18 protein-coding genes are annotated in these 19763 nt (G+C 58.7%); 12 read left to right on the top strand and 6 right to left on the bottom strand.

Going from position 1 to position 19763, the window contains the following annotated elements:
• The 3 genes from HBN63_RS19360 to HBN63_RS19350 are packed head-to-tail and all read right to left on the bottom strand — an operon-like array spanning position 1 to position 5070.
• Complete coding sequence (locus HBN63_RS19360) at positions 1-2223, bottom strand: hypothetical protein (protein WP_170050534.1); 2223 nt, start codon at positions 2221-2223, stop codon at positions 1-3.
• Positions 2216-3808, bottom strand: coding sequence for a site-specific integrase (locus tag HBN63_RS19355; protein WP_170050533.1), 1593 nt, complete (start codon positions 3806-3808; stop codon positions 2216-2218). The genes HBN63_RS19360 and HBN63_RS19355 overlap by 8 nt, the downstream gene beginning before the upstream one ends.
• Entirely contained in the window at positions 3805-5070 is a 1266-nt protein-coding gene (locus tag HBN63_RS19350) for a site-specific integrase (protein WP_170050532.1), read from the bottom strand. The genes HBN63_RS19355 and HBN63_RS19350 overlap by 4 nt, the downstream gene beginning before the upstream one ends.
• Before the next feature lie 146 nt (positions 5071-5216).
• Between HBN63_RS19350 and ettA the strand changes: the two genes are divergently transcribed.
• Positions 5217-6911 (top strand): energy-dependent translational throttle protein EttA, encoded by a 1695-nt coding sequence (gene ettA / locus HBN63_RS19345; protein WP_170050531.1) that lies wholly within the window; start codon positions 5217-5219, stop codon positions 6909-6911.
• Between the two features lie 54 nt (positions 6912-6965).
• Here ettA and HBN63_RS19340 read toward each other — a convergent pair whose 3' ends face one another.
• Positions 6966-7946: a magnesium transporter gene (locus HBN63_RS19340; protein WP_170050530.1), complete on the bottom strand. Its 981-nt coding sequence runs from the start codon at positions 7944-7946 to the stop codon at positions 6966-6968.
• 154 nt (positions 7947-8100) lie between these two features.
• On the opposite strand from HBN63_RS19340, the gene HBN63_RS19335 reads away from it, so the two are divergent.
• The 8 genes from HBN63_RS19335 (at position 8101) to HBN63_RS19300 (ending at position 16003) form a co-directional block, all read left to right on the top strand.
• Complete coding sequence (locus HBN63_RS19335) at positions 8101-10563, top strand: AAA family ATPase (protein ID WP_170050529.1); 2463 nt, start codon at positions 8101-8103, stop codon at positions 10561-10563.
• 198 nt (positions 10564-10761) lie between these two features.
• A complete protein-coding gene (locus HBN63_RS19330; protein ID WP_170050528.1) occupies positions 10762-11103 on the top strand; it encodes a hypothetical protein in 342 nt (113 codons plus the stop codon).
• Between the two features lie 202 nt (positions 11104-11305).
• Positions 11306-11800 carry a TIGR00645 family protein gene (locus HBN63_RS19325; protein WP_090249435.1) on the top strand — a complete coding sequence of 165 codons (495 nt, stop codon included), beginning with the start codon at positions 11306-11308 and terminating at the stop codon, positions 11798-11800.
• A 139-nt stretch (positions 11801-11939) separates the two neighbouring features.
• Positions 11940-12245, top strand: a complete 306-nt coding sequence (locus HBN63_RS19320; RefSeq protein WP_090249432.1) for a DUF6482 family protein — start codon at positions 11940-11942, stop codon at positions 12243-12245.
• Positions 12246-12249: 4 nt separating this feature from the next.
• Positions 12250-13650, top strand: coding sequence for an exonuclease domain-containing protein (locus HBN63_RS19315; protein ID WP_262499041.1), 1401 nt, complete (start codon positions 12250-12252; stop codon positions 13648-13650).
• On the top strand, positions 13647-15182 hold the full coding sequence (locus tag HBN63_RS19310) for a cryptochrome/photolyase family protein (RefSeq protein WP_170050526.1): 1536 nt from the start codon (positions 13647-13649) through the stop codon (positions 15180-15182). The genes HBN63_RS19315 and HBN63_RS19310 overlap by 4 nt, the downstream gene beginning before the upstream one ends.
• Entirely contained in the window at positions 15179-15325 is a 147-nt protein-coding gene (locus HBN63_RS19305) for a DUF2256 domain-containing protein (protein ID WP_160085563.1), read from the top strand. The genes HBN63_RS19310 and HBN63_RS19305 overlap by 4 nt, the downstream gene beginning before the upstream one ends.
• Before the next feature lie 60 nt (positions 15326-15385).
• Positions 15386-16003: an FKBP-type peptidyl-prolyl cis-trans isomerase gene (locus tag HBN63_RS19300; protein WP_170050525.1), complete on the top strand. Its 618-nt coding sequence runs from the start codon at positions 15386-15388 to the stop codon at positions 16001-16003.
• A 90-nt stretch (positions 16004-16093) separates the two neighbouring features.
• On the opposite strand, the gene HBN63_RS19295 is transcribed toward HBN63_RS19300, so the two are convergent.
• The gene (locus HBN63_RS19295) at positions 16094-16321 is read right to left on the bottom strand and encodes a hypothetical protein (protein WP_170050524.1); all 228 of its coding nucleotides are present in this window, start codon (positions 16319-16321) and stop codon (positions 16094-16096) included.
• Between the two features lie 156 nt (positions 16322-16477).
• Positions 16478-17446: a polyprenyl synthetase family protein gene (locus HBN63_RS19290; protein ID WP_170050523.1), complete on the bottom strand. Its 969-nt coding sequence runs from the start codon at positions 17444-17446 to the stop codon at positions 16478-16480.
• A 260-nt stretch (positions 17447-17706) separates the two neighbouring features.
• On the opposite strand from HBN63_RS19290, the gene rplU reads away from it, so the two are divergent.
• The 3 genes from rplU to cgtA all read left to right on the top strand — a co-directional run bounded on the left by rplU (position 17707) and on the right by cgtA (position 19714).
• Entirely contained in the window at positions 17707-18018 is a 312-nt protein-coding gene (gene rplU / locus HBN63_RS19285; RefSeq protein ID WP_090249415.1) for a 50S ribosomal protein L21, read from the top strand.
• Between the two features lie 39 nt (positions 18019-18057).
• A complete protein-coding gene (rpmA, locus tag HBN63_RS19280; RefSeq protein WP_085584170.1) occupies positions 18058-18315 on the top strand; it encodes a 50S ribosomal protein L27 in 258 nt (85 codons plus the stop codon).
• 175 nt (positions 18316-18490) lie between these two features.
• Positions 18491-19714, top strand: a complete 1224-nt coding sequence (cgtA, locus tag HBN63_RS19275; RefSeq protein ID WP_090249412.1) for an Obg family GTPase CgtA — start codon at positions 18491-18493, stop codon at positions 19712-19714.
• Positions 19715-19763: the final 49 nt, after the last annotated feature.

The raw sequence follows: 19763 nt of genomic DNA, 5'->3' as shown, positions 1-19763 counted from the left end.
CTAACCCTCGATCTCATCCAGCAAAGCCAAGACGTCATCCAGCGATGGCAACGCCTCTTGCGTCTGGTTCTCTTCAATGAATTTGACTTCGATCAGCCCCGACATTGCGGCGGCGTTCTTGGTAAGGGTCCAGCCGTTATCGGCGTTCCACACAATGGCACCGTTTTCGAGTTCGGGGTTTTCCAGCGTTTGGATGAGCGCTTCGCACTTAAAGAGCCTCTCACCCAGTTTTTTTGCCGACTCCGAGGCCCCAAACACACCCCGAGACTGCGCATCCAGGGCTTTTTCGAGGCGGCGTTTGAGGTCGTCGCGTTCTTCCTTGAGGTTGGCCAACTTCACCTCATCCCCCTTGACGCAGCCAAGCCGCCCGCAGTCCAGGCAAGCGCCCATTTTCGGGCAGGGCTCGGACGCGAAGTTGTGCACACAAACGCCGAGATGGGTTTGATGGATAATGCGGTCTTGCTCACCCTCTTGCAGTTCCCTCACATCAGCCAGGTTCAGCGGCTGATTGGTTTTGACCTTGTCCAGACGCTGAGCAGCGGTGCTGTGCTTCGTTTGTGGGTGGTAATCCGCAACCCTTTGGGTGCGTTCCTCGACGGTTTCATGGTTGTAGACCGACCCCATCGACGTGCGCCCGGAGAAAGCATCAATCAAGAGCTGCGACAGACCCGCCCGGTGCATCTGCGTGTTTAATTCGTGCCGAAACGCGTGCGTTTTGACCTTGAGACCTTTGTATCCCCAGCGCTCGAACAGACTTTTCTTGTTCGGGTCGTTCGGGCCGCCTAATTGCGTATTGAGGCGGTCAGTATTCGCCGCGATCTCCACGCCAAGCCCGCTTTTCGAAGTCGCCCCACCTGAGGCCATAGCCATTGCTCCCGTGCGTACTGTGAACAACGCATCACGGTACTTCACTCGACGAGCTTTGATTCCCGTATTCGGCGTGGTGTACGGAAAATCCTTTGGAAGATACTTATCCCGCAACAGTACATTGAGTCTGCGCAGCGTGAGCACAAACCGGTCGTCAAACTCATAACGCAGGACTCCTTGCCTGCCCTTAATAGTTATTTTCCTCCCTCTGCTGGAGTCCCAGCCGTCAAGAAACTCGGTCAAGAGGGCTCGGGCGGTGGGGCTGAGAGCCTTTTGCTGCTTTATGCCTTTCAGGAACCTTTTGAATACGTTTCGCGGGCGATCGGTCTTAATAACGGAGAGTTTCAGTGCGGAACAGGCTTCCGCGTATGTCAGCGGCTCATCAGGCCCCTTGGATGGGACTCCTTCATGGGGCGGAAACTCATCGGGATGATCTTCCAGCCAGGCGGCGTAAGTCCGCGCTTCGTCAGTGATCGGTTTCAGTAACTCGATGCTCCGCTCGACGACCGGCTCCATCTCAGGCTTAACGACGGCCTTAAGTATCACCTCGTTCATCTTTTCGGCGTACCAGCGCAGGAACATGCGCTGATTGCCCTGGGTATCCTCTTTGAAGACGATGCAATCCAACTCAACATCCGCCAATTCACCCACGCGGCTGGGTGTGCTCAGCAACAGCGCACAGGCGGATGTCACTATGATGTCGAGGGGGGTGGTCAATTCGTTATTGAACACTTCCCCGAGGGCTTTGATTGCTTCAGGGTCGGGCAGCTTCTGCTCCTGATTCGCTCTTTGCTGTTTGAGCGTGCCGGCCGGCCTCTGCTTCAGCCAAGATTCCCACCGGAAATCCGATTTGAGCAGTTTTTTTTCCCGCATCAGATTGATGAGTGCGTCAAGTGACTTACTGATATCGTATGCTGTATTGCCTTTTGTCCATTGACGCTGCATGTGGTCGCACGCTTTATTACAGGTAGCGGCGGACACCTGCGTCACATCACGCGTGCCGGTCAGCTCGAACAGGGCGGCTTCCAGCGCCTTCAATGCGCTCAGCCAGTCCTTCGTCTGGCTTTTCTGCAAATACACCCTTCGGTACACCAGAATGGCTTTGGCAAAATCGGTGAAGGGTGCCTGCATCGCCTTTTGGGCAGCTCTGGTCGATCCAAGCGCAGAGAAGCTACAGCCTTTGAAGCCATGCTGGTGCCAGCTGGTGTCTTCCCAGCGAATACTCGCGCGCACTCGATTGGGAATGCCCTTGAGCAGGGTCAGTTTTCCCCACTCGATAAATGCCGCGAGCTGATCCTCAGCAGCCAGTTGGCTCTGGGGCTTAAAGTCGATAACGTTGTTTGGCGTTTCAGTCATTCGCCTTTCCCTCTGATTGGCGCATGGCCTCGCAATCCAGAATGACTTTGCGGCAAGCCAGAATGGCTCGATCCCAAACCACGCCGGTAGTTTTATCCGTGTCAATGGTTTGTTCTCGACGACTCTCCAGTCGCTTAAGGACCGCGTGGTGATCGGCGTACAGAAGGGGTTGGAACTTTCCGCATGCGTAACAGGTGTACGGAGCATCGAGATGGCAGGCGGCAGTGGCACCGCAAACTGCCAAATCTTCGATTTGTCGATCCGCTCGGTCCCCGTTTATCGCTGAGGTACGATCCGTGACGATAATCCCGGTGAACGCATTCACCACCAGGGTCAGATGGTCGCTCATCTTCGCGTCGATCAACCCCAGCAATTCCGCCGACACGGCACGGTACTTTCGCACTGTATTAGTATTCTTGTGCATCAATGCGCTGGCCATCGCCCACTCATTCAGCCCCGCATTGGAAAGGTCCGTGCCGAAGGTGTGCTTGAACCGGTGGGCCCGTGTCACTTTCAGCGGCTGATGGGTGCGAGGCGAAGTCGGAAAGCCCTCCATCTGCTCGATGCGAGCAAGCCATTGCCCGACCACGCGTCCTGAGACATGAAAGGTCGAATCCGGCGCCTCTTCGAGGCCTTTTTGCAGGGGGCTATCGAGCAGCACAGGAGGGGTCCGCAGCTCCTGAGGTTGTGCTTTGTCAGCATCCAGTCTCTTACGGAAGAGGGGAACATTCTTAATGGCTACATCCCAGTTGGCACCGTCTGGATACGCTTGCCAGAGTTGGGCCAAAACGATTGCTTTGTAGGCCTGCACGATGTTGTAGAGGTCCTCATCCAGAGGGAATGTTTCGGCCTTTCTTCGCCAGCCCGTCTCGTCGCCGCTTTGCTTTGCCCAGTGAATCAGTATCTTGTAGCCTTGGTCAGTCTTCCTGAAGTCATCAAAAACCATCATCCTGTTTTGATGGCCACGCTGCCCGTAGATCATCGAGATGCACAGGTAAAGGAACTGCTCGGGGCCTAACTGACCGCGCCAAAACATCTCATGTATCCACTGGTGCAGCGAGTTCTGTTCAAACTGTGTTAACGGGCCTTTCTCTGGGTCCAGGCTGAGGATCGCATCGTTACTGGATTTCGGTTTCCTTGGCAGTTCCTTGTAGGCATCGATCAGGGGGAGCGGCGGACGCTGTTCGAGTGATTCGCAGTCGTGCCAAAACGCAATAAAAGCGGCAATGGAACTAAACTCACTATCACTAAAGCGCTCCCGCAGATCGATCAAGTGATCCTCGTTGAGCGGGTCAAGCCCGGCCTGAGCAGTCCGCGACAACACACTGGAGGTGTAAACAATCGTGCACGCCGCCACATCGGCCATTCGGTACGCCAGGGCGGCGTGCAACCAGGGCTGCCAATCCGGCGAGACGCAGTCAATAGCAGCTTTCCAGTTGACTGAATAACCAGCCGATTTGTCCGGTTTCCACATCGGTTCGGCTGGTGTGAACAGCTCACCACATTTCGCCAAGCGAGGCGTGTTTAGCCATGCATCAAGGGTGTCCTTAGTGGGTGCCTGTAGTGCTTCCACAGCCATGTTCACTCTGAACCTCCTTGTATTGTGCCGGCCTTCTGACGGCTGGCCGTAAACCGCTCGGCCCGTTTCTGTATCGCTTTGTCTGCCTCTTCCTTCCAGAATTTCGCGCCGTAGAGGCCGGGCATGTTCGAGTCGGGACTCCAGCCGAACATCCATGTGAGGATCTTTTGAACTTGCGTGGTGCGATCCTCCGGCGTGAGCGCTGCCAGTTCCTCACGCATGCTTTCCAGCATCGTGTAGACCGCGTCATGCCTCAAAATATGCGGGTGCACATGAGCCAGTTCCGGCGCTATTTCTCGAATCCGGGGCAGAACGCCATCCACTGCCTTGATGGTCAGAGGTCCGCCCTCATTTCGCTTGTGCGCCACCAGCAAAAACGGATGCCTTCTCGCTCGCGATGCGCCGCTACGGTGCTTTCTGTGGCGATATTTCGATTCGTACTCAGTGATTGCGTCATACAGGTCATCGGTCATCACCAGCATGCGCTCGTGGGTTTTGAATTGCGGGGCCATCGTTCGTGGATCGAGGCTCTCATCCTCTAGGTTGACCACCGCTAGTTGACGACTGTGCCAGTGAATATCGCTGGTCTTGATCAGCAGCATCTCGGAGCGGCGCAGCCCCATGTCGAGACCCAACAGCAAAATGATGTAGTTACGCAGCCTGATGGCCTCATCTGAAAAGGGATTCTCGGCGCTATCCGGATGCATTATTTCCAGCAAGCGAGTTCGCTCCTGACTCGTAAGCCCCTTCATTTCGTCCGTTCGCGTTTTTTTCCACGCAGGGCTGGCCGCTTTGATCTTGCGGTTGATGCGCTTCTTCACATCGTCAACCGCCTCATATCGTGATGAGTGATCACCCAACTTGTCATAGAGGAAGGCCAGATAATCGCGTACCGCCTCGATTCGCTGCCGCGCATGGACTTTGCCAACGGATTTGTAGGCAGTCGGATGCAAACGCATCCCCGCATACTTCATGGCCAGGGTTTCCTTGCTGAACCCCGCGTCCGACACAAACCGAGAAAGTTCAGTGTCTGTCAGGTATTGGCTGGCAGGGCGCTGTTCGATGCGAGAAATCAGATCAATAGAGGAAAAAGCTAGAAACTGCTCAAGCACAACTAGATGCTCAAGGTACTTCTTTGTTGTTTCCAGTGCTCTGCCCGAGTGCTCCATGGTCAAGTAGAGGTTGGGGTAGTAAACCGGGATGTAGTCTTGCACCAGCAGCTTTCTGCGAGCACCATTCACCACCTGCTCTATGACCTGGAGACCCATATTGCTCCCTCATAAAAAATAACTTTTCTAAGTATAGTCAGGAACAAGTATGGGTCAACGCAAAATCTAACGTTTTGCTTTCCAGAATTTAAGCGCTTGCCGCTACCATAAAGCACTGAAAAACAGGATTAAAGGCGAATCAAACCATGTCCAAAAGTGACAAAGCAGGCAAAACAGGCTCTTACGTATACACCATGCATCGGCTCGGCAAAGTCGTACCGCCGAAGCGGGAAATCCTCAAGAACATCTCCCTGTCGTTCTTCCCAGGCGCGAAGATCGGCGTACTCGGCCTCAACGGCTCGGGTAAATCCACCCTGCTGAAAATCATGGCGGGCGTCGACACCGAGTTCGACGGCGAAGCCCGTCCGATGCCGGAGCTGAATATCGGCTACCTGCCGCAGGAGCCGCAGCTCGACCCGAGCAAAACTGTGCGCGAAGTGGTGGAAGAGGCCGTGAGCCAGATCAAGGACGCCCAGGCGCGTCTGGATCAGGTCTACGCCGCGTACGCCGAGCCGGATGCCGACTTCGACAAGCTGGCCGCCGAACAGGCCAAGCTCGAAGCCATTCTGCAGACCAGCGACGGCCACAACCTCGAGCGTCAGCTGGAAGTTGCGGCGGATGCCCTGCGTCTGCCGGCCTGGGACGCCAAGGTTGAACACCTGTCCGGTGGTGAGAAGCGCCGCGTGGCCCTGTGCCGTCTGCTGCTCTCAGCCCCGGACATGCTGCTGCTGGATGAGCCAACCAACCACCTGGACGCCGACTCGGTGGCCTGGCTGGAGCACTTCCTCCACGACTTCCCGGGCACTGTGGTCGCGATCACGCACGACCGTTACTTCCTGGATAACGTCGCCGGCTGGATTCTCGAACTCGACCGCGGCGCGGGTATCCCTTACGAAGGCAACTATTCGGGTTGGCTGGAAGCCAAGTCGGATCGTCTGGCCCAGGAGTCCAAGCAGCAGTCAGCCCATGAAAAGGCCATGAAGGAAGAACTGGAGTGGGTGCGCAAAGGCGCCAAAGCCCGTCAGTCGAAGTCCAAGGCGCGTCTGCAGCGTTTCGAAGAAATGCAGTCGCAGGAATTCCAGAAGCGCAGCGAGACCAACGAGATCTACATCCCGGTTGGCCCGCGTCTGGGCGACAAGGTCATCGACTTCGTTAACGTCAGCAAAGGCTACGGCGACCGCGCGCTGATCGACAACCTGTCGTTCAGCATGCCCAAGGGCGCCATCGTCGGCGTGATCGGCGGTAACGGTGCCGGTAAATCGACCCTGTTCCGCATGCTGATGGGCAAGGAACAGCCGGACTCGGGCAGCATCGAGATCGGTGAAACCGTGCAGCTGGCCTGCGTGGACCAGAGCCGTGACGACCTCGACGGCAGCAAAACCGTGTGGGAAGCCGTGTCTGGTGGTTCCGACATGATCAAGATCGGCAACTATGAAGTGCCGTCGCGCACCTATGTCGGGCGCTTCAACTTCAAGGGTGGCGACCAGCAGAAGTTCGTCAAGGACCTCTCCGGTGGTGAGCGCGGCCGTTTGCACCTGGCGTTGACCCTGAAAGAGGGCGCCAACGTGCTGCTGCTGGACGAACCGTCCAACGACCTCGACGTGGAAACCCTGCGTTCGCTGGAAGAAGCGCTGCTCGACTTCCCGGGCGCCGCCATTGTGATCTCTCACGATCGCTGGTTCCTGGATCGCGTGGCGACCCACATCCTGGCGTATGAAGATGACTCGCATATCGAGTTCTTTGAGGGCAACTACACCGAGTACGAAGCGGATCGTAAAAAACGCCTGGGCGACGCAGCCGCGCAGCCGCACCGCGTGCGTTACAAGAAGCTGGCCCAATAAGTCACGCAGCAATACAAAACGGAGCCGCAAGGCTCCGTTTTTGTTTGTCTGGCGCTACAGCAGCCAGGTGGCCAGGCTGAAATAGAACAGCAGGGTGCAGAGGTCGGCCAGTGCCAGGGTCACCGGCCCTGCGGCAATCTTCGGGTCCAGTTTAAGGGCGTGCAGCAGGGCGGGAATGCTCAGGCCGATCAGGCTGGCGGCGCACAAGGACAGCAGAATACTGCCACCGATAACCACTCCTGCCAGCGCTTCTCCGCGCCATAACCAGACGATCAAGCCGACCACGCTGCCGCAGGCGCTGCCAAGCAGGGCGGCGGTAATCAGCTCGTGGCGCAGGTTGCGTAGGTACCAGTGCAGCGTTGGGCTGACACTGCGCAACGCCTGGATGGTCACCGACATGGATTGAATGCTGACGCTTTCGCCAAGGCCCAGCACCAGGGTGAGAAAAAACGCCAGCACCAGGCTGTTGGCCAGGGTCAGCTCATAGAAACTGACGAGAACTGCACACAGGGTGCCGCTGGCGATGGTTGCCATCAGCCAGGGTACGCGCAGGCGGAAGGCCCACAGCGGCGAAGCGGCGCCTATCTGATTGACATGAAAACCCAGGGTTTCAAACAACGCATCGGCCTGGTCGCGCTGACGCAGGTCATAGCTTTCATCATTGAGCAGGGCAATATCGACAATGCCGCAGATGCGCTTCTGATCATCCACGATAGGCAGCGCCAGATATTTGTGGCGGGTCAGCAATTGGCAGGCTTGCAGGATGCTGGCGCTTTCCTTGAGCGCAACCACGGCGGTGTCCATGAGTTCGGCCAGTTGTTTGTCCAGTGGCGCGGTCAGCAGGCGCCGGCTTGGCAGAACACCCAGTAAAACCCGCTCATCGTTGACCACATAAAAATAGATGATGCGTTCGCCCAGCCCCTGCTGGCGAATGTCTTCCAGGGCTTCTCTGACATTGAGCCGGTGTGATAGCGCGGCATAGTCAAGGCGGGCAGCATGCGTGACGGGTAATTGCATGTGTTGGTTGATTGGCATAAAGGGCTTTGATCCGGTCCGGCGAACTGCCGCGAAGGGTACACCAATGCTGCGTACTGACTGCTGCCCTGAATCAATTCTTGATCCCTGCTGCTGCGCTGTTCCAGAATCACTGCACCTCTGCGGCCACAGCCGCCCGATGTAAGGATTTGCAATGTCCAAGCCCAGCCTTGCCGCGTTACGCCTGCCCCCTGATGCACTTACCCGTCCCTTTTCCCCTGAGCAGTTCAACTTCACCGATACCGAAGACCTGGAGCCCTTCCGCGGCGTATTGGGTCAGGAGCGCGCCGTCGAGGCGCTGCAGTTCGGCGTGGCGATGCCGCGCCCCGGTTATAACGTGTTTGTTATGGGGGAGCCCGGTACCGGGCGTTTCTCCTTCGTCAAACGCTACCTCAAGGCTGAAGCCAAGCGCCTGGAGACGCCGGCTGACCGGGTGTATGTCAACCATTTCGATGAACCGCGCGAGCCGCGCGCGCTGGAGTTGCCGTCCGGTACTGCCGGCGAGTTTCTCGCTGACATCAACGGCCTGATCGATAACCTGCTGGCGACCTTCCCGGCGGTGTTCGAGCACCCCTCGTTCCAGCAGAAGAAAAACGCCATCGACCGCGACTTCAACAAGCGCTACGACCAGGCCCTGGATGTGGTCGAGCGCCTGTCGCTGGAAAAGAGCGTCGCCCTCTATCGTGACAGCAGCAATATCGCTTTTACCCCGATGCTCGATGGCAAGGCGCTGGATGAGGCCGAGTTTGCCCAGCTGCCGGAAGCCGAGCGCGAGCGCTTCCATGCCGATATCGCCACCCTGGAAGAGCGCCTCAACGAGGAGCTGTCCAGTCTGCCGCAGTGGAAGCGCGAGTCGAGCAACCTGCTGCGTCAGCTCAATGAAGAAACCATCACCATCGCCCTGCAGCCGCTGCTCGCGCCGCTGTCGCAGAAGTACGCGGAAAACGCCGGGGTCTGCGCCTACCTGCAGGCGGTGCAGGTTAATCTGCTGAAAACCGTGGTCGATCAACTGGTCGAAGTGGAAAAAGCCGATGCGCAGACCCGCAAGCTGCTCGAAGAACAGTACTGCCCGAGCCTGGTGGTCGGTCATCACGCCCAGGGCGGCGCTCCGGTGGTGTTCGAACCGCACCCGACCTACGACAATCTGTTTGGCCGCATCGAATACAACACCGATCAGGGCGCGCTCTACACCAGCTACCGCCAGCTGCGCCCTGGCGCGCTGCACCGCGCCAACGGCGGTTTTCTGATTCTGGAAGCGGAGAAGATGCTCGGCGAGCCGTTTGTCTGGGATGCGCTCAAGCGCGCGCTGCAATCGCGTCAGCTGAAAATGGAGTCGCCGCTCGGTGACCTCGGTCGCATCGCCACCGTGACCCTGACTCCGCAGATGATTCCGCTGCACCTCAAGGTGGTGATCATCGGCTCGCGCCAGCTGTATTACACGCTGCAGGATCTCGATCCGGACTTCCAGGAGATGTTCCGCGTGCTGGTCGATTTCGATGAAGACATCCCGCTGGCCGACGACAGCCTGGAGCAGTTCGCCCAGCTGATGAAAACCCGCACCTCGGAAGAGGGCATGGCACCGCTGACTGCGGCTGCTGTAGCGCGTGTGGCGACCTACAGTGCGCGCCTGGCCGAGCATCAGGGGCGTTTGTCGGCGCGTATTGGTGATCTGTTTCAACTGGTCAGCGAAGCCGACTTTATCCGCAGCCTGGCTGGGGATGAAGTGACCGACGCCGGGCATATCGAGCGCGCGCTAAAGGCCAAGGCCACGCGCACCGGTCGCGTCTCGGCGCGGATCATCGACGACATGCTGGCCGGTATCATCCTCATTGATACCGCCGGTGCGGCCGTGGGCAAGTGCAACGGCCTGACTGTGCTTGAAGTCGGCGATTCGGCCTTTGGCGTACCCGCGCGGATTTCCGCCACGGTCTATCCGGGTGGCAGCGGCATCGTCGACATCGAACGTGAGGTTAATCTCGGCCAACCGATCCACTCCAAGGGCGTGATGATCCTTACCGGTTACCTGGGTAGCCGTTACGCCCAGGAATTCCCCCTGGAGATCTCCGCGAGCATCGCCTTGGAGCAGTCCTACGGTTATGTCGACGGTGACAGCGCCTCGCTCGGTGAGGTCTGCACGCTGATCTCGGCCCTGTCGCGCACGCCGCTCAAGCAGTGTTTCGCCATCACCGGCTCGATCAACCAGTTCGGTGAAGTGCAGGCGGTGGGTGGGGTCAACGAGAAGATCGAAGGCTTCTTCCGCCTGTGCGAGGCCCGCGGCCTTACGGGCGAGCAGGGCGCGATCATTCCGCACTCCAACGTCACCACCCTGATGCTTGATGAACGGGTGCTGCAGGCGGTACGTGCCGGGCAGTTCCATATCTATGCCGTGCGTCAGGTCGATGAGGCGCTGAGTCTGTTGGTCGGCGCGGATGCCGGCTCACCGAATGAGCAGGGCCAGTTCCCGGCGGGCAGCGTCAATGCGCGGGTGGTTGAACGTCTGCGTGATATCGCCGCCATGGGCATGGAAGAGGAGGACAAAGAGGAGCCGAAGAAGGAAGAACCGGCTGCTGCGGCCAAGGAGAAGAAGCCTCGGGCGAAAAAACCGGCGGCTGAATGACCGTCCGGCTGCGACAATTCGCCCGGTGGCTGGTCAGTCACTGAGCGAATTGCTCCGCCGGCCCGCGCGCCTGGCTCAGGCCGGCTTTTCCTCACTTCATCCACACAGTTATCCACAGCAAGCGGGGATAACTGTTGGCTTCCCAGTGGCGCTCGCTCGGGTGTAGGCTGAAGACCTGCTCCCGAGAGGGTCATCGCCATGGTGCGCAGCCTCAATCTCACCCGTCACTGCTTGGGCCTGGACACCCGTATTGAATGCGTGGTGTTGCCGCTGGCCGGTAACAACGGCCTTTGGACGCTGATTTGTGCGGCAGGCATGGCTGGGGCGCAGCCTTCCACGATTAAGGCACAAGGCCCATTCCACGGGGCTTTTGCTGCTGAAAGCATCCTTGTCGATATCGCTGAAAACCTGCAGGGCATGGGCTATGAGCAAGCCGCTGATGTGCCGATCTGGCGCCTGCATATCCAGGCGGAGTTGCGTCGCCTAAACGGTGATCGTGGCCATCCACTGCGCGACTGCCAGCGCCATCCAGACATCTGAGCAGGCGTCTGGCGAGTTTCTGACCAGCCTCCTGGAAGCCGCTGCCGTGCAAGCGTGCAGTCATTCATCCTGAGCCTGCCCACAAGGTTATCCACAGTTGTCGGGGATAACTGCAACGAGCCTTGATTGCCACACGCCAGGGTTGTCTGGACGGGGGCGCTGGGTATACTCGCCGGCAGTCTTGAACCCTGAGTGAGTCCTTATGGAACGCATTATCGAAAATGCCATGTATGCCTCGCGTTGGCTGCTGGCGCCCATCTATTTCGGCCTGTCGCTGGCCCTGTTGGCGCTGGCGTTGAAGTTCTTTCAGGAAGTTTTTCACATCCTGCCCAACGTCTTTGCCATGGCTGAAGCAGACCTGATTCTGGTGCTGTTGTCGCTGATCGATATGGCGCTGGTGGGCGGTCTGCTGGTGATGGTGATGATCTCCGGTTACGAGAACTTCGTTTCCCAATTGGATATCAAGGAAGGCACCGAGAAGCTCAGCTGGCTGGGCAAGATGGATTCCAGCTCGCTGAAGATGAAAGTGGCGGCTTCCATTGTGGCGATCTCCTCCATTCATCTGCTCAAAGTGTTCATGAATGCGCAGAACATCCCCGATACCAAGCTGATGTGGTACGTGATCATCCATATGGCCTTTGTGCTCTCGGCGTTTGCCATGGGCTACCTGGACAAGCTCACCAAGCACGATCACTGATCGTTTGCCGCTGGACCTGCCGCCCGGCCGTTGCAAAACGGACGGGCGGTTTGGTTTGTGCCTTGTGCTTTTGCTGTGTTGTACAAGAATTGTATTCGTATATATTTTTGTATAACTTTGCTTGCCCGAGGACGTAGCCATGAATCTTCAAGAGCTGTCACAGCATGCCCATTCCGGAAATATCGACGCCCTCAACCTGATCTCGATTGAGGGCGGCATCTACTTGTTGGAAGCGCACATGGATGGTCGGGTCCATCCACTCAACGATGGCCAAGGCAAAACCTTGCACCTGCGCTCTGTTGAGCATGCGCGCGACCTGCTGCACGACTTACCGCGTATCCCGTTCCACCTGGTGCACGCTGTGGTGCATGACGAGATGTGCGGCATGCAGGACGGCACCCAGGACACCCTGCGCGTACCGATTTCCTTCAATTCGTCCTGGTAATGCCTTGAACCCCACAACCCTGCTGCTTGCTCGCCCGCTGGCTGTTATCGATGTGCAAATCACCGGCATGCATCCTGACAAGGACTGCATCTGGGAAATTGCCGTGTTGCAGGTCGAGGCGGGTTCGGTGGTGGCGCGCCACTCCTGGTTGTTAAAGCCCGCATGTGCGCTGCCCCGCACTGTTTCGAGGCTGTCAGGTGTGTTACCGGCAGAGTTGGACGAGCAGCCTGTGTTTGCCGAGATTGCTGGCGAGCTGTCCCGGTTGCTGGAAGGGCGGGTGGTGGTCGGGCACAACCTGCGTGTGGCGCATGCATTTTTGCGGCGGGCCTTCACTCTCGCAGGCCTGTCGGTGCGTTACCGGCAGTTGTGCACCGTGCGGCTCGCGCGTGCCGCCTGGCCGGATTTACCGGATTACAGTCTGGAGGCGCTGTGTGAGCGTCAACAGATCCGGCGTTTCTTCCGTCATCGCGCACTACCGGACGCTGATGCCGTTTGGCAGTTGCTCTCCAGTTTGCAATCGCAGGTGCCCGCTGAGCTACTGGACGTTCAAGTGCAACGCCAACTACGCAAAGCGGCAGTCCCTCGGTTCCTCAGTGCTGAGCGATTGCAAGCGCTGCCTGCGCGGCCGGGTGTTTACTACTTTTATGGCGACAACCAGGCGCTGCTGTATATCGGCAAAAGCCGTAATGTGCGTCAGCGTGTGCAATCGCATTTCCAGAATGATCACCACAGCCGTCGAAGCCTGCAGGTGGCTCAGCAGATCCGTGAGGTGCGCGTGCAGCCTACAGCCGGCGAGCTGGGTGCGCTCTTGCTGGAGGCTGCGGAGGTCAAGCGGCTTTTGCCGTTGTATAACCGGCAACTGCGGCGCCAGCGTGAACTGCTGACGTGGAGCCTTAGCCAGTCTCCGGGCGGTTGGCAGCTGGCATTGCAGGGTGTCGACACCCATGCACCGATTGACAGCAGTGTTGGTTTATTCCGCTCACGGCGTCAGGCTCAGGACTGGCTGCGCAGCCAGGCGCGCAAGCATCAGTTGTGTTTACGCCTGATCGGTCTGGAAGCGGGCATGGGCGCGTGCTTTGCCACTCAACTGGGCGGCTGTCAGGGCGCCTGCTGCGGGCAAGAGCCGCGCGCTGCGCATGATGCCCGGCTGCTGGCCGCCTGCGAACAGCTGCGTACGGTGGCCTGGCCCTGGCCGGGGACTGTCGCGCTGGTTGAGCGTGATCCTGAACATGGGCTCTCGCAGTGGCATGTGTTGGATCAGTGGCGCTACCTGGCCACGGTCGATGACCCGGCCTTGCTTCATTCCGTCAGTCAGCAGCCATCCCAGGCATTCAGTCTGGATGCCTACCACATCGTGCTGAGCCATTTACGGCGCTGCCCAAACACCGAGGTTGTTGTGTTATGACCACTCGCCGGCTCGCCCTGATACTGGGTGATCAGCTGTCTTTCGATCTGCCCAGTCTGCAGGCTCTGGACCCGCAGCAGGATGTGGTGTTGCTCGCCGAGGTGGCCGCCGAAACGGACTATGTGCCGCACCACCCGCAGAAAATTGCGCTGATCTTCAGTGCCATGCGTCACTTTGCCGAGGCATTGCGCGAGCGTGGTTGGCGCGTGCAGTACGTAGCACTGGACGACCCGGACAACAGCGGCTCGCTGCCGGGAGAGTTGCAGCGCTGGGCCGCGCAGTTGCAGGCGACTGAAGTGCATGTCACCGAGTGTGGTGAGTGGCGGCTGGAAGATCAGTTGAAGCGCAGCGGCGTGCCGATCACCTGGCATGCCGACAGCCGCTTTATCTGTGGTCGTGACGAGTTTGTTCAGTGGGCCGAGGGGCGCAAGCAGCTGCGCATGGAGTTTTTCTACCGCGAGATGCGCCGCAAGACCGGCTTGCTGCTCAATGGCGACGGTACCCCGGTGGGCGGCGCATGGAACTTCGATGCGGAAAACCGTAAGGCACTGCCCAAGCAGATCAAGGCGCCGATGACGGCACGCTTCCCGGCGGATGCCATTACCCAGGACGTGCTGGTACTGGTGGCCGAGCGCTTCAGTCATCACTACGGCAGTCTGGCGGCTTTCGATTACCCGGTGACCCATGCCGAGGCCGAAGCGCTGTGGCAGCATTTTCTCGATTTCGCCCTGCCGGCCTTTGGCGATTATCAGGACGCCATGGCGGTCGGTGAGCCGTTTCTGTTTCATGCGCGGATCAGTGCGGCGCTGAATATCGGCCTGCTGGATGTCCGTCGCCTGTGTGCGGATGTCGAGGCGGCTTACTGGCGCGGCCAGGTGCCGCTGAACGCTGCCGAGGGCTTTATTCGTCAGCTGATTGGTTGGCGCGAATACGTGCGCGGCATCTACTGGATGCACATGCCGGAGTACGCCGAGCGCAATGCCTTCGGCAACACTCGGCCGCTACCGGAGTTCTACTGGACCGGTAAAACCCGTATGAAATGCATGAGTCAGGCCATCGGCCAGACGTTGGAGCATGCCTATGCTCACCATATCCAGCGGCTGATGGTCACCGGCAACTTCGCCCTGCTGGCCGGTATCCAGCCCAGCCAGGTTTGCGACTGGTACCTGGCGGTGTACATGGATGCCTTCGATTGGGTCGAGCTGCCCAACACCCTGGGCATGGTCATGCACGCCGATGGCGGCTATCTGGGCTCCAAGCCCTATTGCGCCAGTGGTCAGTACATCAAGCGGATGTCCAACTACTGCGGCGACTGCGCCTACAAGGTCACGGAAAGCGTGGGTGAGCAGGCTTGCCCGTTCAATGCGCTGTACTGGCATTTCCTCATGCGCCACCGCGAGCAGCTGTCCGGTAACCATCGGTTGGGCATGATCTATCGCGGTTTGGACAAGATGACTGAGGCCAAGCAGCAGGGCTTATGGACGCGGGGTGAGCAGTTGTTGGCGCGTCTGGATGCGGGCGAGGCGCTGTGAAAAAGGCCGAATTGCCGGTTAAAACCTGTGCGGTGTGTGGCCTGCCCTTTACCTGGCGCAAGAAGTGGGCGCGCTGCTGGGATGAGGTGAAGTACTGCTCCGAGCGCTGTCGGCGTCATCGTCAGGGTGCGGCAGGCGGGTAGGGCGGTCAGGCGGTTTGTGCTAGGCTGGCCGACCTTTTTTAGCCCTAGCGGAGCCGTGCTATGTCCGAACTCAATCTCTCGACTGACGAAACCCGCGTCAGCTACGGCATTGGCCGTCAGCTGGGTGGTCAGCTGCGCGACAACCCGCCGCCGGGTGCCAGCCTGGACGCCATCATCGCCGGTATCACCGATGCCTTCGCCGGCCAGCCAAGCCGCGTTAGCGAAGCAGAACTGACCGCTAGCTTCAAAGTCATCCGTGACATCATGCAAGCCGAAGCGGCTGCCAAGGCCGAAGCTGCGGCCGGTGCGGGTCTGGCGTTCCTTGCTGAAAACGCCAAGCGTGACGGCATCATCGTTCTGGCTTCTGGCCTGCAGTACGAAGTGCTGACCGCCGGCGAAGGTGCCAAGCCTTCTCGCGAAGACACAGTGCGCACCCACTACCACGGCACCCTGATCGACGGCACTGTATTCGACAGCTCCTACGACCGTGGTCAGCCTGCCGAGTTTCCGGTTGGCGGCGTGATCGCCGGCTGGACCGAAGCCCTGCAGCTGATGAATGCCGGCAGCAAATGGCGCCTGTACGTGCCGAGCGAGCTGGCTTACGGCGAGCAAGGCGTGGGCAGCATCCCGCCGCACAGCGTGCTGGTGTTTGATGTGGAGCTGCTGGACGTTCTCTAACGTTTCAGGCGCTTTCCTTCGCGGGCATGGCCCGCTCCTACGAGGTTCCAGCAAGTCTGGTGTAGGAGCGGGCCATGCCCGCGATGCGTTTCAGGGGCGCAAAGCTCGGGCGTAGCAGTAGAGAAACAGATTACGCACCAACTCTTTAAGCACTAGCGGCTCGCTGGAGTTCAGCTCGTGCATATCCAGGTCACCCTGATCACGCAGCTCATCTAGGGCATCTTCCTTAAGGAGGGCGCAAACCTCGCCGGTGTTGCGATTGAGAATGCGTAGATACGGCTGCGGGCGGTCCAGCCAGGCATCGATCAGATAGGTCATGACTCATCTCCCTTTTAAGTGGTTAGATGAGAATAATTCTTATTGCATTTATAGCAAGGATTAATCGCTGCCTTTCGTCGCGCGGTTTGATTGCTGTGGATCGCAGGTAATAAAAAGCCCGCCATATGGGCGGGCTTTTGTCTGTCCTGAGAAGCTTTAGTGCGTGCGGGCTACAGCAAAGCGGCTTAGTTCGATCAGCGCGTCGCGGTATTCGCTGGGCGGCAGTGCATCCAGGCAAGCGATGGCGCGCTCGGCGAAGTCACGCGCTTGCTGTGCGGTGTAGTCCAGTGCCCCAGCCGCTTCTACGGCATTACGGATGCTTTCCAGGTCTTCGATGCCGCCTTTCTGGATCGCCTGGCGTACCAGTGCAGCTTGTTCAGGCGTCCCTTCGCGCATGGTGTAGATCAGCGGCAGGGTCGGCTTGCCCTCGGCCAGGTCGTCGCCGACGTTCTTGCCCAAGGTAGTGGCATCACCACGGTAGTCGAGCAGGTCATCGACCAGTTGGAAGGCCACGCCGAGGTGGTCGCCAAAGGCGCGCAGCGCTTCGGTCTGTTCGGCGTTGGCGCCGGCCAGTGCGGCGGCGCTATGGGTCGAGGCCTCGAAGAGCATCGCAGTCTTGCCGCGGATGACTTCCATGTAGGTTTCTTCGGTGGTGCTGGCGTCGCGAATCTTCGACAGCTGCAGCACTTCGCCCTCGGCAATCACCCTGGTGGCCTTTGAAAGGATCTTCATCACCGGCATGGAGCCAAGTTCGACCATCATTTCGAAGGAGCGTGAATAAAGGAAGTCGCCGACCAGTACGCTTGGCGCGTTGCCCCACTGGGCATTGGCGGTGCTGCGGCCGCGGCGCATGTCGGACATGTCGACCACGTCGTCGTGCAGCAAGGTGGCGGTGTGCAGAAATTCGATGGTGGCAGCGAGCAGGCGCAGGTTGTCGCCTTCAATGCCCAGCGCCTTACCACTGAGCAGAACCAGTAGCGGACGCAGGCGCTTACCGCCGGCGGAGATAATATAGTCGCCGATCTTCTCTACGAGCGGTACGCGCGACACCAGTTGGGCGCGGATGATGCCGTCGACGGCGGTAAAGTCATCCGCCACCACGCGGTAGAAAGCCTGGGGTTGCATCGCTTGCACCTGCTACTCATGGGTTGCGCGGCATGCTAGGGGGCAGGGTAGGGGCTGTCAAGGCAAGAGGCTTGGGCTCTGGGTGCCAAGGCCTTGCGTCGCGCTAGCTGCTTGCGTACAATCGCGCACCCTGAACTTCCCCCTGGGTATTTCCCTGCCTTACGCAATTGCAAGGGTGTCCTTGAAGGCCCCAAGCAGCCATGCCAGCCGACACTTATTCCTATAAAGCGCTGGGTGAGCAGGATTAACGGAGATTTACCATGTACGCAGTAATTGTTACTGGTGGCAAGCAATACAAAGTCACCGAAGGCGAATTCCTCAAGGTCGAAAAACTCGAGCTGGCCACTGGCGCAGCCGTGACGTTTGACCGTGTTCTGCTGGTCGGCAATGGCGACGACGTTCAAATCGGCGCTCCGGTTGTTGAAGGTGCCAAAGTTGTTGCTGAAGTGATCGCTCAAGGTCGTCACGACAAGGTCACCATCATCAAGTTCCGTCGTCGTAAGCACCACATGAAGCGCCAGGGCCACCGTCAGTGGTACACCGAGATCAAAATCACCGGTATCCAGGCCTGATTCGTTTCGGTCTGATCCCTTTATAGGAGTATTGAACTCATGGCACACAAAAAAGCTGGCGGTAGTACCCGCAACGGTCGCGACTCAGAAGCCAAACGCCTTGGCGTGAAGATGTATGGCGGCCAGGCTATCAAAGCAGGCAACATCATCGTGCGTCAGCGCGGCACCCAGTTCCACGCCGGTTACGGCGTTGGCATGGGTAAAGATCACACCCTCTTCGCAAAAATCGAAGGCGTGATCAAGTTTGAAGTAAAAGGCGCGTTCAACCGCCGTTACGTGAGCGTCGTTGCGGCTTAATAGCGCGACTGCTGGGAAAGCCCCGTCCTTGCGACGGGGCTTTTTTGTTTCTGTATTCTTGGGGTTCTTGCCAAACTGTCCTGGGTGTTAGCGTTCGATTTGAATGCAGGTCAATTTTGCAAGAACCTGGTGTTTCTCGGTTTAGATGACCCGCGTGATTGCGGGAGGCGTAAAGATGAAATTCGTCGATGAAGTATCGATTTTTGTAAAAGCCGGCGACGGCGGTAACGGCATGATGGCTTTTCGTCGTGAAAAGTTCATCGAGAAAGGCGGTCCCAACGGTGGTGATGGCGGTGACGGTGGCTCGGTGTATATCGAGGCGGTCGAGAACTTCAATACCCTAGTGGATTACCGCTATACCCGTCGTTTCCAGGCGCAGAATGGTGAGAAGGGTGGCAGCACCGACTGTACCGGTGCCAAGGGTGAGGATCTGATCCTGCCGGTGCCGATTGGTACCACGGTGATCGATGCCGGTACTCAGGAGGTGATTGGTGACCTGGTTCGCGCTGGTCAGCGTTTGATGGTGGCACAGGGCGGTTGGCATGGTCTGGGTAACACCCGCTTCAAGTCGAGTACCAACCGTGCGCCGCGGCAAACCACGCCGGGCAAGCCGGGCGAGTCGCGCGATCTCAAGCTGGAATTGAAGGTGTTGGCCGATGTCGGCCTGCTAGGCTTGCCGAATGCCGGCAAGAGTACCTTCATTCGCTCGGTGTCGGCCGCCAAGCCGAAAGTTGCTGACTATCCCTTCACTACCCTGGTGCCAAACCTGGGTGTGGTCAGTGTCGATCGTTACAAAAACTTCGTGGTTGCCGATATTCCGGGGCTGATCGAGGGTGCTTCCCACGGTGCTGGTTTGGGTATCCGCTTCCTCAAGCATTTGTCGCGTACCCGTCTGTTGCTGCATCTCGTTGATATGGCGCCGCTGGATCTGACCGATCCGGCCGAGTCTGCCGCCACCATTATTGATGAGCTGACCAAGTTCAGTCCGTCGCTGGCTGAGCGTGAGCGCTGGCTGGTGCTGAACAAGGCTGACCAGATGCTCGATGAAGAGCAGGAAGCGCGGATTGCTGAAATCGTTGCGCGGATCGAGTGGACTGGGCCGGTTTATGTGATTTCTGCCCTGGCGCGCCAGGGCACTGAGAAGCTCTGTTATGACATCATGGACTTCCTTGAAGCGCGCGCTGAGCGCATTCAGGAAAACCCAGAGTACGCCGCCGAGTTGGCCGAGCTGGATACGCGCATCGAGGACGAAGCGCGCGCTCAGCTGCAGGCGCTGGACGACAAGCGTGCGCTGCGTCGTTCCGGGGTCAAGGCAGTCGGTGATGTCGATGAAGACGACAGCTTCTGGGATGAAGAAGACGAAGACGATGGCCCGGAAATCATTTACGTCCGGGATTAAGCAACTACAAAACGCCGCTTAATTGCGGCGTTTTTGTAATCACAGGTCG

The sequence above is a fragment of the Pseudomonas sp. WS 5011 genome (assembly GCF_012985775.1).
Taxonomy (GTDB): Bacteria; Pseudomonadota; Gammaproteobacteria; order Pseudomonadales; family Pseudomonadaceae; genus Aquipseudomonas; species Aquipseudomonas peli.
The sequence above is the reverse complement of the archived record's forward strand: the minus strand, read 5'-3'. Positions and strand labels throughout refer to the sequence as shown.

What these genes read in the sequence shown, in the direction of transcription:
- HBN63_RS19330 (WP_170050528.1), top strand. Translation starts at nt 10,762, where the DNA reads ATGGTGCGCAGCCTCAATCTCACCCGTCACTGCTTGGGCCTGGACACC.
- HBN63_RS19335 (WP_170050529.1), top strand. Translation starts at nt 8,101, where the DNA reads ATGTCCAAGCCCAGCCTTGCCGCGTTACGCCTGCCCCCTGATGCACTT.
- HBN63_RS19340 (WP_170050530.1), bottom strand. Translation starts at nt 7,946, where the DNA reads ATGCCAATCAACCAACACATGCAATTACCCGTCACGCATGCTGCCCGC.
- HBN63_RS19360 (WP_170050534.1), bottom strand. Translation starts at nt 2,223, where the DNA reads ATGACTGAAACGCCAAACAACGTTATCGACTTTAAGCCCCAGAGCCAA.
- HBN63_RS19310 (WP_170050526.1), top strand. Translation starts at nt 13,647, where the DNA reads ATGACCACTCGCCGGCTCGCCCTGATACTGGGTGATCAGCTGTCTTTC.
- rpmA (WP_085584170.1), top strand. Translation starts at nt 18,058, where the DNA reads ATGGCACACAAAAAAGCTGGCGGTAGTACCCGCAACGGTCGCGACTCA.
- cgtA (WP_090249412.1), top strand. Translation starts at nt 18,491, where the DNA reads ATGAAATTCGTCGATGAAGTATCGATTTTTGTAAAAGCCGGCGACGGC.
- HBN63_RS19300 (WP_170050525.1), top strand. Translation starts at nt 15,386, where the DNA reads ATGTCCGAACTCAATCTCTCGACTGACGAAACCCGCGTCAGCTACGGC.
- rplU (WP_090249415.1), top strand. Translation starts at nt 17,707, where the DNA reads ATGTACGCAGTAATTGTTACTGGTGGCAAGCAATACAAAGTCACCGAA.
- HBN63_RS19290 (WP_170050523.1), bottom strand. Translation starts at nt 17,446, where the DNA reads ATGCAACCCCAGGCTTTCTACCGCGTGGTGGCGGATGACTTTACCGCC.
- HBN63_RS19350 (WP_170050532.1), bottom strand. Translation starts at nt 5,070, where the DNA reads ATGGGTCTCCAGGTCATAGAGCAGGTGGTGAATGGTGCTCGCAGAAAG.
- ettA (WP_170050531.1), top strand. Translation starts at nt 5,217, where the DNA reads ATGTCCAAAAGTGACAAAGCAGGCAAAACAGGCTCTTACGTATACACC.
- HBN63_RS19320 (WP_090249432.1), top strand. Translation starts at nt 11,940, where the DNA reads ATGAATCTTCAAGAGCTGTCACAGCATGCCCATTCCGGAAATATCGAC.
- HBN63_RS19325 (WP_090249435.1), top strand. Translation starts at nt 11,306, where the DNA reads ATGGAACGCATTATCGAAAATGCCATGTATGCCTCGCGTTGGCTGCTG.
- HBN63_RS19295 (WP_170050524.1), bottom strand. Translation starts at nt 16,321, where the DNA reads ATGACCTATCTGATCGATGCCTGGCTGGACCGCCCGCAGCCGTATCTA.